Genomic DNA, 12734 nt, shown 5'->3' with positions numbered 1-12734 from the left:
ACAGAACCAGAACCTGGGATGTCTGCCGCCGATCGCGAGGACGGACTCTGTCGGGCCTAGCGAGGTGGACGTCACCCCAGTCAGCGGATGGCGGACCACAAACCCCGCTCGAAAGTCGGCGGTGCGGGGATCGACTGAGATTCCGGCCCTGGGTTTCGAACGGCGTAGGCCTGCGGCTCGAAAAGGGTCGTCACTGTGCCGGGCCGCTCTTGGCCCCCGGGCGTCGGAAACTGGACGTTGTGGCCCGCTCAGCGCGCTGCGCCCAGGCGCGGAGGCCGTGACAAACCGACTCTGCTGATGGCCGCGTCCTACCACCTACTGCTCTCTGAAGCGTAGGAGCTCGAGCAACTCGCGAAGAGACCGGATTCGTGTGGGTTCATCAGACGGACCAGCGTCGTCACGATCAAGGTGAACGGCCTGGAGACCGGCCTCTCGTGGAGCTGTGACGTCCAGCGCGTACACGTCGCCCACGTGGAGCGCGCGATGGACCTCGACGTTAAGGGCCTTGCAGACACTGCGATACGTGGATAGGTCAGGCTTGGCCGCCCCCAAGCTTTCTGCCGTGAAGACCTGACTGACGAGTCCCGCCAGGCCGACCTTCTTGAGTTTCGCGTGCTGCTGTTCATCTGTGCCGTTAGTGAGGACTGCCGTCTTAATCGGCAGCCGGGAGATCCTCTCCAACGTCTCCTGGGCGTCGTCGAAACATGTCCAGGCAGCCTCGTAATGCCTCAGGTAGCCGGCGAAGACGTCATCCAGTTCCGCGTCGAGTCCGACCGGGCTGTCGATGAGAGGCAGGAAGTCGCGCAAGCGGCGGCGGCGCTGCTCCGCGAACGTAACCTCACGGGCACGCCAAGCGGGGAAGTGCTTCTCCTCGGCGACGAACCAAGCGCCCCTCAGCTCCGCGGTGAGAGTCGCGCCGAGTTCGGGGAGCCACCCTTCGAGCGCCTTGGTCACGGACCCCACGTGGTCAACGAGGGTGCCGTCGAGGTCAAGAATCACGGCTCGAATCTGAGACATCAGCAAGAGTCTATGAGGCCCTCAAAGACCCCGCTTGAAAGTCGGCGGTGCGGGGATCCCGGACAGACCCGGTGCCCGCATCGATCGGTGCAGCTGCCCGGCGAGGCCAAGGGCATCCTGCGTAGGCACCGCTCGGATGTTTTGACCGTTCTCGGGGCCGTTGTACCACCCTGCCTGCTGATTCGTGGGCGTCACACCATGCTCGCAGCGCCCCTACTCCGCCACTGCTTCCCCACCGCCCCGGCGAGCCACCTCCTGGGCGACGAGCACCTGGTCTGCACGGAACCGGGCTGAGGGTACGGCAGGAAGCAGGTCGTCCCAGTGCGACAGGAAGGTGCCGCGCAGCTGCAGCATCCCGGTGGGCCGGGCATACAGCCACCAATGCAGGTGCTCGGTCCCGTCACCCCACAGCGCCGCCTGGACGCGAGGTATGTGGAGCACGTGCTGAGCGGCGGCGTCCACGGTGGCGAGGAGCTCACCCTGGCGATGGGCTTCCTCGGGCGTGAGGTCAGCCAGCTCGGCGTGCCGACGAGGCATGAGGAAGAGCGCGAACGGCAGGCTACGGGGCTCGTGCGGCATTCCCAGCATGAACACGTCGTCGTGCCACACGACGTACGCCGGGTCGAGGGTGCGCGACCCGTCGCAGATGAGACAGTTCTTACTCCCTGCGCCACGGCGGGCGGGCTCACTCTCGACCGGCGGCTCTAGCAACTTGGGGGTGAGGGTGCCGGTCCAGGGCCAGGAGCTCCATCGCTGCAGGTCGCTCTCGCGATGCCCCTCGCGCGCCACCGCCGCGCTGACGCGTGCGTGCCATTCCTGAGGTGTTTCCGGCATTCCTTGACCCTACTGTCCATCGTCCACCGTGCTCAGTTGACAGGAAGCTAAGATTCCACGGTTGGCGTTGCGGGCTGACACAGGGGGGCTGCTGAAGGTTGGACCAGGACTGCTGCACGGATAGGTGACGTGGTCGGCCACTCAGCCCCGCGCTGCAAGCCAGCGCCGTGAAGGTGAACTGGATCCACGGTTGGAGACCACTGTCACCGCACGCTCAGAGGCGATCAGACGGCTCGAGAACGGTGGTTTTCGGACCAGCCGGCTTAACCCATCTGCCGCTGGTAGCATCATCGCCATGACCGGGTCTCACGGCGTACGGTGAGGATCTGAGGAGGGGCCGATGATTCCCACGATGCTGTTGTTCGGGTTGGTCCTGGGCCGCTGGTGGAAGACCTGCCTCGTAGTCGGGACCTTGGGCTGGCCGTTGCTTCTGTGGTTCGACAACATCATCGAGTCCCCCACTGAGTTTCTCGGAGCAGCTGGCCTCGCTGCCTTGAACACCGCTGTTGGAGTTGCGATCCATCAGTCGCTGCTCCACCGATTCAGATGGCTACGCAAGGACCGTCAGGCCCCAGATCACGCAGCCGCCTGACGCACGCTTCTGCCGCGGAGCGGTTGTCAGCTCTGGTTCAGCAGCAGGCGCCTCAGTCGTCGAGTCGCTCGGTCGGTTGCTGGGTCAGTTCGGCGATGAGGTCGAAGTCCTTGTCCAGATGCAGCACGGTGCGGCCGCTGAGCTCGGCGGTGGCGGCGATGAGCAGGTCGGGGATCGACGGGGCGCGGTGGCGCCCACGTTGCGCGAGTAGGCGCGCAACCTGGAGTGCCCGGTCCTCCATTGCTGGCGTCAGGTACTCCACAGGCATGGAGGCGATCGGAGGCAGGTCCAGGACGCGGACGAAGTCGCCTGCTGACCGTGCCGAGTAACCGACCTCGAGCCGGGTCACGGTCGAGATGGCGACCAAACCACGTTCGATCCGGGTGGCCCAGTCTTGCGCCCGGCGACTGGTGCCCAGGCGGACCAGGGCCGACTTGTCGATGAGCCAGGTGGTCATGACCACGCGTCGCGCATGACCTCGGAGTCGCCCAGGTCGGGGAGAAGCTCGGCGAGCGCATCCAGGTCGGCAGCAGTCACCGGGGCCTGGTCACGGTGCGCCTGCTCATGCAGTCGCCTGCGCAGGTACTCGGTGCGGGACAGCCCAACGCGCCTGGCCTGCTCATCGAGCAGAGCGAGGTCCTCGTTCGGGAAGTTTCGAATCAGGATGTCAGGCATGGTCCACCTCCGGTGATATCCCATGATAGCGGCGGTCGAACGCGTCGCGCCTGTAAGCCGCCCAGTGGGACGTCAGTGGGACGTGACTGCCTCGATGGGCCCACTACTCCTCATTGTTGGCCGCATGTTCTAAGCCTCTGAGCAGGCAAGACCCGACGTGGTGGTCGTCGCATCCGGGCCAAGGTCGCTCTCCTAAATCGGGTGTCGCAGGTTCGAAAGCTGCCGGGGACACGCATGCGGGCCAGGTCGAGGAAGCCCGGCGGTCTGCCGCTTGCCTCGGAGAGTGCTCCGCGGAGCACTCCCTGTCCCTCTTCGCTCCCGTCGACGGGCGACGGTCCACCCGCAATCGGTTGTCGTTGGTTGCTCGCACGATCTGGCTACCACCCCGATACCCTGCGTCCATGCGCAGGATCGGTCTGCTGGGTGGGATGAGCTGGGAGTCGACGGCCGAGTACTACCGGTTGATCAACCAGGAGGTCGCCGCCCGTCTGGGGGGCCTGCACTCTGCCCGGGTGATCCTGGCCTCGGTGGACTTCGCCGAGGTGGAGGCTATGCAGGTCGCCGGCGACTGGGCCTCGGCCGGGAAGTTGCTGGCGAGGGAGGCGGCGCTGCTGGAGGCCGGCGGGGCTGAGCTGCTGCTCATCTGCACGAACACGATGCACAAGGTCGCCGACGAGGTCCAGGCCGCCGTGGACATCCCGCTGCTGCACCTCGCAGAAGCGACCGCCGCTGCGGTGCGCGAGGCCGGACTGAGCCGCGTGGGCCTGCTGGGCACCGCCTTCACCATGGAACAGGACTTCTACACCGGTCGACTGGCGCAGCACGGGCTGGACGTCATGGTGCCCGCGGCCGGGGACCGGGCGGACGTGCACCGCGTGATCTACGACGAGCTCTGTATGGGTGTCGTCCGCGAGCAGTCGCGTCGCCGCTACCTGGAGGTGGTCGACGCGTTGGTCGAGCGGGGGGCCGAAGGGGTGATCCTGGGTTGCACCGAGATCGAGCTGCTCCTCGACCCGGACGACCCGGGCACCCAGGTGCCGGTCTTCCCCACGACGCGCATCCATGCTCTGGCCGCGGTGGATGCCGCGCTCGGGACGACCCAGGGGTCCTGAACAGGACAACCACGGTGGGCCCCGTGGGACTCGAACCCACAACCTACGGATTAAAAGTCCGCAGCTCTGCCCATTGAGCTAGAGGCCCTGGCACTGGACGGTGCTGCCGCCAGGCCGCTCGCAGTCTACGGGGCCTCACGCCGGCAGCACGTAGAGGTACATCAGCAGGAAGTGCAGGAACGCCGCGATCATCACCAGCAGGTGCCACAGCTCGTGGAAGCCGAACACGCCTGGCCACGGGTTCGGTCGCTCGAGGACGAAGACCACGAACCCCACGCTGTAGACCAGGCCGCCCACGGCCATCAGCGCCAGCGCGCCGAACGGCAGGGTCGTCCCCTCCGCCAGCAGCACGGTGGGGATCCAGCCGAGGGCGATGTAGAGGGTGTTGGTGACCGACTTGGGCAGCTGGCGCCAGACGGAGCGCACGACGATCCCCAGCGTCGCGATGCCCCAGACCGTGCCGAGCACCGCCCAGCCGAACGGGGAGCGGAACAGGACGAGCACGAGCGGGGTCACGGTGCCGGCGATGAGGGCGAAGACGGACGTGTAGTCCAGGGTCCGCAGGATCTCGTTGAAGCGCGGTCCGCGGTCGAGCCCGTGGTGGAGGGTGCTGCTGACGAACAGCGTGATGAGCGAGGCGCCGTAGACGGCGAAGGACACGATCTTCCACGGGTCGCCGCCGGCGGAGGCCTGCACGACGAGCAGCGCGGTGCCCAGCGCGGCCAGGCAGGCACCCACCAGGTGGGACAGGGTGTTGAACCGCTCGTCGGTGACGTGGACGCTGCCGTCACGGCTGCGGTGGGGGGCATCCATCGGGTGATCCTAACGAGCGCGTGGAGCCCTCACAGCCCCCGAGCCCGACGGCCCCCGCGCTGTGCCAGAGTGTCCTCCCATGACCGACAACCCCCCCACCACGCTGACGATCACCGAGCGCGCGCTCGTCGAGGTCAACGGCATCGAGGTGATCGAGGAGTCCGAGCGCACGGCCAGGCCGTCGGACCTGTTCTGGCCGTGGTTCGCCGCCAACGTGTCGGTGTTCGGCATGAGCTACGCGGCGTTCGTCTACGGCTTCGGCATCTCCTTCGCGCAGGCGGTCGTCGTCGCCGTCGTGGGCGTGGTGCTGTCCTTCTTCCTCTGCGGCGTCATCGCCATCGCCGGCAAGCGCGGCTCGGCCCCGACGATGGTCCTGTCCCGGGCCGCCTTCGGCGTCGACGGGCAGAAGGTGCCCGGCGTGGTCTCCTGGCTGGTCTCGATCGGGTGGGAGACGTTCCTGGCGATCATGGCGGTGCTGGCCACCGCGACGGTCTTCCGCGAGCTCGGGTGGGCCGACGGCACCGCCACCAAGGTGATCGCCACGCTGGTCGTCACCGCCCTCATCGTCCTCGCCTCCGTCGCGGGCTACCACACGATCATGCGGCTGCAGTCGGTCCTGACCTGGGTGACCGGGGCCATCACGATCGTCTACATCGCGATGACCCTCCACCTCGTCGACCTGTCCACCGTGACGCTGCGGGAGAGCGGGTCGACCGAGTCGGTCATCGGTGCCCTCGTCATGGTGATGACCGGCTTCGGCCTGGGCTGGATCAACATCGCCGCCGACTGGTCTCGCTACCAGAAGCGGTCCGCCTCCGGCGCCGCGATCGTCTTCTGGAACACCCTCGGCGGTGCCCTCCCCGTCGTGCTGCTCGTCGGCTACGGCCTGCTCCTCGTCGGGTCGAGGCCCGACCTGGAGGAGGGGATCGCCAACGACCCCATCGGCACGCTCGCGACGATCCTGCCGACCTGGTTCCTCGTGCCCTTCCTCCTCGCCGCGGTCCTGGCCCTCGTCAGCGGCGCGGTCCTGGGCATCTACTCCTCGGGCCTGACCCTGCTCTCGCTGGGCGTGGACATCCCGCGCCCCGCCGCCGCGGGCCTCGACGGGCTCATCCTCACTGCCGGCACGATCTGGGTGGTCTTCTTCGCGGAGAGCTTCCTGGCGCCGTTCCAGAGCTTCCTCATCACCCTCGGCGTCCCGCTCGCCGCGTGGGCCGGCATCCTCATGGCCGACATCGCCCTGCGCCGCCGCAGCTACGACGAGCGCGCGCTCTTCGACGTCGGCGGCCGCTACGGGGCATGGGACTGGACCTCCGTCGGCACGATGGTGGTCGCCTCCGTCATCGGCTGGGGACTGGTCATCAACCTCTTCGCCGACGCCGCCTCGTGGAACAACTGGCAGGGCTACCTGCTCGGCCCGCTGGGCCTGGGGGGCAGGGAGGGGACCTGGGCCTACGCCAACGTCGGTGTGCTCGTCGCCCTCGTGCTGGGCTTCGTCGTGACGTATGCAGCGCGCCGCGCCACCGTGCGCCGCCAGGAGGCCGGGCAGGCCCGCACCGAGGACCCGGCGGTCGCCCCGTGAGCACCCCTCCCGGCCAGGACGCGCCCTGGCTCGTCGTCGTCGACGCCCAGCGCATCTTCGCCGACCCCGCCTCCGACTGGGCCGCTCCCCGCTTCGCGGAGACGCTCGGGCCCCTGCGCCGGCTGGTCGCCGAGCACGCCGGCCGGACCGTCGTCACCCGGTGGGTGCCGCCGGTGACCAAGCAGGGCTCGTGGGTCCCCTACTTCGAGCAGTTCGCCTTCGCCGACCGGCCGGCCGACGACCCGCTCTTCGACCTCGTGCCCGAGGTGGCGCAGCTGGGCGTGGAGCACGTGGTGAGCGCCCCCACGTTCGGCAAGTGGGGCCCGACCCTGGCGGGGATCACCGGGCAGCTGGCCCACCTCGTGCTGGCCGGTGTCTCCACCGACTGCTGCGTCCTCTCGACCGCGCTCGCCGCGGCGGACGCGGGCTGCACCGTCGAGGTGGTGGCCGACGCGTGCGCCGGCTCCAGCGACGGGGCGCACGAGCGGGCGCTGGCGGCGATGGCCCTCTACGCGCCGCAGATCATCGTGCGCTGAGCGGCCTGCCTCGGGGTCACCGGTGCGCCAGCACCTCCAGCAGCGCGAGGCCGTAGGCCTCCTCGGCGTCCTCGTGCACGAAGGTCTGCGGCTCGCCCTCGACGAGCGCGACCACGGCATACCCCTCCCTGGTGAGGCCGAGGCCGACGAAGTCGTGCCCGAGCACCGCCCTGAGCTGGTCCTCGCGCGGCAGCCACACCGTCTCCTCGAGCGCGACCGAGTCCAGCGCCCACTCGGCGACGCCGTTGAACCCGATGACGCTGCCCCCGACGAACTCGTGGACCTCCACGGTCATGTCGGCCAGGTGGAAGACGTCGTGCGCGACGCCGGGGCGGTCGACGGCGAACCGGTCGCCCGGCATCGGCGACCAGACCATCCCGGCGTCGAGGAGTCGGCGGGCCAGGTCCAGGGAGATCATCCGGCCAGTCTGGCAAAGGCGGCTGGGAGGTCCCTCCGGACGCACGGACGCCCCGCCGGGGCGTCGAACGGATCGACGTCCCCGCGGGGCGTTCTCGTGCGGGTGGGCTCGCTCAGACCTCGGCGCGGGTGCGCGCGGCCGGGACCGCCACGGCGCCCACGGCCCGCAGGCCGACGCCGGCGAGGATGAACGCCAGCCCGACGCCCATCGCCATGACGGCGACCCCGAAGGAGACCACCGAGGTGAACAGGGAGGCCCGGAGGAAGGAGGCGTTCATCGCGACGTCACGCAGCGGGTCCTCCCGGTCCAGCTCGGCGTAGGTCTTGCCGCCGGTGCTGTCCGGGGCGTGCTTGTCGATGATCTGCGCCTGGGAGTAGGCGGAGAACGGACCGTCGACGTGCTCGCCGGCGAGGAAGTCGGCGTCCTCGGCCACGGTGACGTTGGCCCGGCTCAGCTCCTGGCTGACCATGACGTAGGTCGCCCCGCCGGCGATGATGATGGGGTGTGCCCCGGGCACACCGGTGACCGACAATGGCAGGGATGACTGCCGACCCCGCACCTTCGACCTCGGTGCCGCCGACCCCTGGGACGACCCCCGTCCCGCCCACCACCACCCTCGTGGACCGCCTGCCGTCCGGCCGGCCGGACCCGGACACGACCTACGCGGTCTTCGAGACCTGGGCGCAGGAGCAGGGCACCCCTCTCTACCCGCACCAGGAGGAGGCGGTCCTGCACCTGCTCGGCGGGGCCAACGTCGTGCTGTCCACCCCCACCGGCAGCGGCAAGTCGCTCGTGGCCACCGCCGCCGCGCTGCAGGCGCTGGCCGAGGACCGGGTGACCTTCTACACGGCCCCGATCAAGGCGCTGGTCAGCGAGAAGTTCTTCGCCCTGTGCCGCGTCCTCGACGCGGAGAACGTCGGCATGCTCACCGGCGACGCGGCCGTCAACGCCGACGCCCCCGTCGTCGTCTGCACCGCCGAGGTGCTGGCCAACATCGCCCTGCGCGAGGGCGAGGGCGCCGACATCGGCATGGTCGTCATGGACGAGTTCCACTACTACGGCGAGCCCGACCGCGGCTGGGCCTGGCAGGTGCCCCTGCTGACCCTGCCCCAGGCCCAGTTCCTGCTCATGTCCGGCACCCTCGGCGACATGAGCCGGATCAGCGAGGACCTCACCCGGCGCACCGGCCGGGAGACCGCGCTCGTGACCGGGGTCGAGCGCCCGGTGCCCCTGCACTTCAGCTGGGCGATGACGGCCGTCCCGGAGACGATCACCGAGCTGCTCCAGGAGCGCAAGGCTCCCGTCTACGTCGTCCACTTCACCCAGAAGGACGCCCTGGAGAGGGCGCAGTCGCTGATGTCGGTCCAGCTGCTGACCAAGGACGAGAAGGAGGCCGTACGCCAGGCGATCGGAGCCTTCCGGTTCACCGCCGGCTTCGGGCGCACCCTGTCCAAGCTGGTGCGCCACGGCATCGGCGTGCACCACGCGGGCATGCTCCCGCGCTACCGCCGGCTCGTCGAGCAGCTCGCGCAGGACGGGCTGCTCAAGGTCATCTGCGGCACCGACACCCTGGGGGTGGGCATCAACGTGCCGATCCGCACGGTGCTGTTCACCGGGCTGGCCAAGTACGACGGCACCCGTTCCCGGATCCTGCGTGCCCGGGAGTTCCACCAGATCGCCGGCCGCGCGGGCCGCGCCGGCTTCGACACCGCGGGGTATGTCGTGGTGCAGGCGCCCGAGCACGTCGTGGAGAACGCCAAGGCCGTCGCCAAGGCCGGCGACGACCCGAAGAAGCAGCGCAAGATCCAGAAGAAGAAGCCGCCGGAGGGCCAGGTCTCCTGGACCGAGGAGACGTTCGAGAAGCTGGTCGGCGGCCAGCCCGAACCGCTGGGCTCCCGGCTCAAGGTGGACCACTCGGTCATCCTCAACACCGTCGCCCGGGCCGGCGACCCGGTGACCAACCTCGCCCGCCTCGTGCGCGACAACCACGAGGAGCCGCGCGCGCAGGCCCGCCTGGCTCGCAAGGCCGTCGTGCTGGGCCGCTCCATGCTCGACAGCGGGGTGCTCGTGCGCCGGGACGAGCCCGGACCGGACGGGCGGACCGTCGACCTGGCCCCCGGGGTGCAGGAGAACTTCGCGCTCAACCAGCCGCTCGCCCCGTTCGCGCTCGCCTCCCTCGAGGTCTTCGACAAGGAGTCCCCGACCTACGCCCTCGACGTGCTCTCGGTGGTGGAGTCGGTGCTGGACGACCCGATGCCGGTCCTGGTGGCCCAGCGCTACAAGGCTCGTGGCGAGGCGGTCGCGCGGATGAAGGCCGACGGGCTCGACTACGACGAGCGGATCGCCGAGCTGGAGGAGGTCACCTGGCCCCGCCCGCTCGCCGAGCTGCTCGAGGGGACCCTGGCCATCTACCGGCAGACCCAGCCGTGGGTGCGCGAGGACGCCCTCTCGCCCAAGGCCGTCGTGCGCGACATGTGGGAGCGGGCGATGAGCTTCACCGAGTTCGTCGGCTTCTACCAGCTCTCCCGCAGCGAGGGCGTCCTGCTGCGCTACCTCACCGACGCCTACCGCACGCTGCGCCAGACGGTGCCGGAGACGGCATACACCCCCGAGCTGGACGACGTCGTCCACTGGCTGGGGGAGACCATCCGACAGACCGACTCCTCCCTCCTGGAGGAGTGGGAGGCGCTCACCGACCCCGAGTCGGTGGCGGCCGCCGCCGCCCGGGCCGCCTCCGGCGACCCGACCCCGCCCAGCCGGCCGATCACCAGCAACGAGCGGGCGTTCCGGGTCATGGTCCGCAACGCCCTGTGGCGGCGGGTCGAGCTCGTGGCCGACGACGCCTGGGAGGCCCTGGGGGACCTGGAGGTCCAGGTCGCCGCGCTGCCGGAGCCGCCCCTGGAGCCGCTGATGGGCCGCTCCGACTGGGACGAGGCCCTGGAGGCCTACTACGACGAGCACGGCTCGGTCGTGCTCGACGCCGACGCCCGCGGGCCGCAGATGCTGCTCGTCGAGCCGTTGGCCGGGGAGCACGCGGCGATCACCGACGGCCGGCCCGGTCGGGTCTGGCGGGTGGTCCAGACGGTCCTCGACCCCGAGGGCGACAAGGACTGGGTGATCGAGGCAGAGTGCGACCTGGACGCCTCCGACCTGGTCGGCGAGCCGGTGCTGCTGGCGACGGCGATGCGGCGCCTGGGCGGCTGAGGACCCCTAGACCACCCCGGCCAGGTAGTCGGTGACGCTGGTGCGCACCGGCATGAAGTAGACGTGATGACCGCGCTCGTGGGCGAAGTCGATCGCCCGGCGGGCGAAGGTGCGCTGCCACTGCAGGGTGGGCTCGAAGTCGGTCGGGAAGGCCACGAGGTTGCGTCGCCGCCAGTAGCCGATCGCCCCGTTGCTGGTCACCGTGGTCGCGCCCCACCACACCGGCAGGTCCTGCGGCAGGATCCGTGCCCAGGCGCCCATGAGCCCGACGTCGAAGAACGGCTGGGTGAAGACCCCCGCGGCGCCGGCCGACAGCTTGCGCTCCAGGTAGCGCATCTCCTGGGCGATCCCCTGACGGTAGGGGTCCAGCCCGGCGTAGACCGTCAGGTGCGGCAGCTCGGCCCGGATGCGCCGGATGACGTCGACCGCGTCGACCGGGTAGGTGTGGTGGGTGAAGTAGTCGGCGTCGTCGCCGGAGACGACCAGGACCTCCTCGGCGCCCTGGTCGGCCAGCGAGCGGGCCATCCGCAGCGGGGCCTCGGGGTCGACGTCCGCCGCCCGCAGGTGCGGGATCGCGCGGTATGCCGTGCCGTCGGCCCGGCGGGCGCACTCCCGGGCCAGGGCGGTCGCCTCCCAGCTGCGCAGGTCGAACTTGACCAGGTCCGGCACGTTGACGGTGTCCGCCCAGGGCAGGTGCTCGGCGACGGCGGCCATCTCCGTGCGGATGGACTCCTCGCTGCGGGGGACGAGCTCGACGGAGATGCGGGACTGGGTGGCGGTCATCAACGGTCAGTCTCCCAACCGTCCGCGCGGGTCGGGAAATCGCGGTCCGACCCGGCGGTCCTGCGGCTGCGCACCCTGGCCGCCGGGCGACCTGCGGACGACGACGCCCCCGCCGGCGGACCGGCGGGGGCGTGGCGTGCAGGTGCGGTGGGGGACGGGGCCCGCCACCGCGACGCACCTCACCCGGAGGTGGGCAGCTCCGGGAGCACGTCGGGGTTCTCCTCGATCCAGGCCTCGACGGCCTCGGCCTCGTTGCCCTCGCCGTACTCGTTGACGACCATGTCCTCCAGCGAGCCGTACTGGTCGTCGTCCAGCTTCAGCTGGCCGATCCACTCGGCGGCCTCGGGGAACTCCTCGGCGAAGCCCTCGCGGCCCAGGAAGTGCAGGGCCTCGGGGTCGCCCAGGGCGCCCTCGGGGTCCTCCAGGTCCTTGACCGGGAACTCGGCGTTGGCCCAGAAGGGACGCCACAGGGTGACGACGATGTCCTCCTCGTTCTCCACCGCGTTCTGCAGCTCGGTGAGCATCGCGGTCGTGGAGGAGGTGACCAGCTCGAACTCCTCGTCCAGCCCGTAGGTGGGGAAGACGCTCTCGTTGGTGACGCGGGTCAGACCGGCCCCCGGCTCGATGCCGATGACCTGACCGTCGAAGCGGTCGGCGTTGTCGGCGAGCTCCTCCAGGGAGTCGATGTCGACGTACTCCGGCACCGCGATGGTCAGCACCGCGCTGTCGTAGTAGCTGCCCAGGTCCTCGATGCTGTCGCCGTACTCCTCCATGTAGTCGGCGTGGGTGACCTCGGACCAGGCCGAGGGGTACATGTCGACGTCGCCGTTGGCCAGGCCCGCGTAGAGCGGCGCCGGCTCGGTGAGGGTCTCCATCTCGACGGTGTAGCCCATCTCCTCCAGCTGGTTCTCCAGCAGGTAGGCGGTGGACAGGCCGTCGGTCCAGGACGGGAGGAAGCCCAGCGTGATCTCGCCGGAGGCCCCGCCCGCGGCGGCGTCCTCGGTCTCCTCGGTCGTGGTGTCGTCGCTGCCGGTGTCCTCGGCGGCGGTGTCCTCGCCGCCGTCGCCGCACGCGGCCAGCACGAGGCCGGCGGTGGCGAGGCTGGCGACGAGCGCGGTCGTGCGGCGCCCGTTGGCGCGCCTCAGGGTGGTGGTCCTCATGATCGGAT

Annotated in this window: 13 protein-coding genes and 1 tRNA gene; 4 read left to right on the top strand and 10 right to left on the bottom strand. The window is 70.0% G+C overall.

The features are described 5' to 3' along the window. Positions 1-315 precede the first annotated feature (315 nt). The 4 genes from FJR00_RS09580 to vapB all read right to left on the bottom strand — a co-directional run bounded on the left by FJR00_RS09580 (position 316) and on the right by vapB (position 3118). Complete coding sequence (locus tag FJR00_RS09580; RefSeq protein WP_202876631.1) at positions 316-1017, bottom strand: HAD family hydrolase; 702 nt, start codon at positions 1015-1017, stop codon at positions 316-318. 213 nt (positions 1018-1230) lie between these two features. Next, positions 1231-1851, bottom strand: a complete 621-nt coding sequence (locus FJR00_RS09575) for an HIT family protein (protein WP_141338509.1) — start codon at positions 1849-1851, stop codon at positions 1231-1233. Between the two features lie 644 nt (positions 1852-2495). Then, the gene (locus FJR00_RS09565) at positions 2496-2900 is read right to left on the bottom strand and encodes a PIN domain nuclease (RefSeq protein ID WP_141338507.1); all 405 of its coding nucleotides are present in this window, start codon (positions 2898-2900) and stop codon (positions 2496-2498) included. Further along, positions 2897-3118, bottom strand: a complete 222-nt coding sequence (gene vapB, locus FJR00_RS09560) for a type II toxin-antitoxin system VapB family antitoxin (protein WP_141338506.1) — start codon at positions 3116-3118, stop codon at positions 2897-2899. Before vapB ends, FJR00_RS09565 begins: the two co-directional genes overlap by 4 nt. A 401-nt stretch (positions 3119-3519) precedes the next feature. On the opposite strand from vapB, the gene FJR00_RS09555 reads away from it, so the two are divergent. Further along, positions 3520-4230 (top strand): aspartate/glutamate racemase family protein, encoded by a 711-nt coding sequence (locus tag FJR00_RS09555; RefSeq protein WP_141338505.1) that lies wholly within the window; start codon positions 3520-3522, stop codon positions 4228-4230. 15 nt (positions 4231-4245) lie between these two features. Here FJR00_RS09555 and FJR00_RS09550 read toward each other — a convergent pair. Continuing rightward, positions 4246-4318 (bottom strand) — tRNA-Lys (locus FJR00_RS09550). 47 nt (positions 4319-4365) lie between these two features. Next, a complete protein-coding gene (gene trhA, locus FJR00_RS09545) occupies positions 4366-5043 on the bottom strand; it encodes a PAQR family membrane homeostasis protein TrhA (RefSeq protein WP_141338504.1) in 678 nt (225 codons plus the stop codon). A 79-nt stretch (positions 5044-5122) separates the two neighbouring features. Here trhA and FJR00_RS09540 point away from each other — a divergent pair, with 79 nt between their 5' ends. Together FJR00_RS09540 and FJR00_RS09535 are read left to right on the top strand one after the other, a co-directional pair. Next, a complete protein-coding gene (locus FJR00_RS09540; protein WP_141338503.1) occupies positions 5123-6625 on the top strand; it encodes a purine-cytosine permease family protein in 1503 nt (500 codons plus the stop codon). Then, positions 6622-7161, top strand: a complete 540-nt coding sequence (locus FJR00_RS09535) for a cysteine hydrolase family protein (protein WP_141338502.1) — start codon at positions 6622-6624, stop codon at positions 7159-7161. The genes FJR00_RS09540 and FJR00_RS09535 overlap by 4 nt, the downstream gene beginning before the upstream one ends. A 16-nt stretch (positions 7162-7177) precedes the next feature. Here the strand turns inward: FJR00_RS09535 and FJR00_RS09530 are convergent, their stop codons facing one another. Beyond that, entirely contained in the window at positions 7178-7579 is a 402-nt protein-coding gene (locus tag FJR00_RS09530; protein ID WP_075957138.1) for a hypothetical protein, read from the bottom strand. 112 nt (positions 7580-7691) lie between these two features. Then, complete coding sequence (locus FJR00_RS09525; protein ID WP_238330412.1) at positions 7692-8096, bottom strand: aromatic ring-opening dioxygenase LigA; 405 nt, start codon at positions 8094-8096, stop codon at positions 7692-7694. A gap of 23 nt (positions 8097-8119) precedes the next feature. Between FJR00_RS09525 and FJR00_RS09520 the strand changes: the two genes are divergently transcribed. After that, positions 8120-10783: a DEAD/DEAH box helicase gene (locus FJR00_RS09520; RefSeq protein WP_141338501.1), complete on the top strand. Its 2664-nt coding sequence runs from the start codon at positions 8120-8122 to the stop codon at positions 10781-10783. 6 nt (positions 10784-10789) lie between these two features. Here FJR00_RS09520 and FJR00_RS09515 read toward each other — a convergent pair whose 3' ends face one another. Both FJR00_RS09515 and FJR00_RS09510 read right to left on the bottom strand, forming a co-directional pair. Then, a complete protein-coding gene (locus tag FJR00_RS09515) occupies positions 10790-11566 on the bottom strand; it encodes a methylenetetrahydrofolate reductase (protein ID WP_141338500.1) in 777 nt (258 codons plus the stop codon). Between the two features lie 179 nt (positions 11567-11745). Next, positions 11746-12726 carry a glycine betaine ABC transporter substrate-binding protein gene (locus FJR00_RS09510; RefSeq protein WP_141338499.1) on the bottom strand — a complete coding sequence of 327 codons (981 nt, stop codon included), beginning with the start codon at positions 12724-12726 and terminating at the stop codon, positions 11746-11748. Positions 12727-12734: the final 8 nt, after the last annotated feature.

This window comes from Ornithinimicrobium kibberense (assembly GCF_006519705.1).
GTDB lineage: Bacteria > Actinomycetota > Actinomycetes > Actinomycetales > Dermatophilaceae > Ornithinicoccus > Ornithinicoccus kibberensis.
The sequence above is the reverse complement of the archived record's forward strand: the minus strand, read 5'-3'. Positions and strand labels throughout refer to the sequence as shown.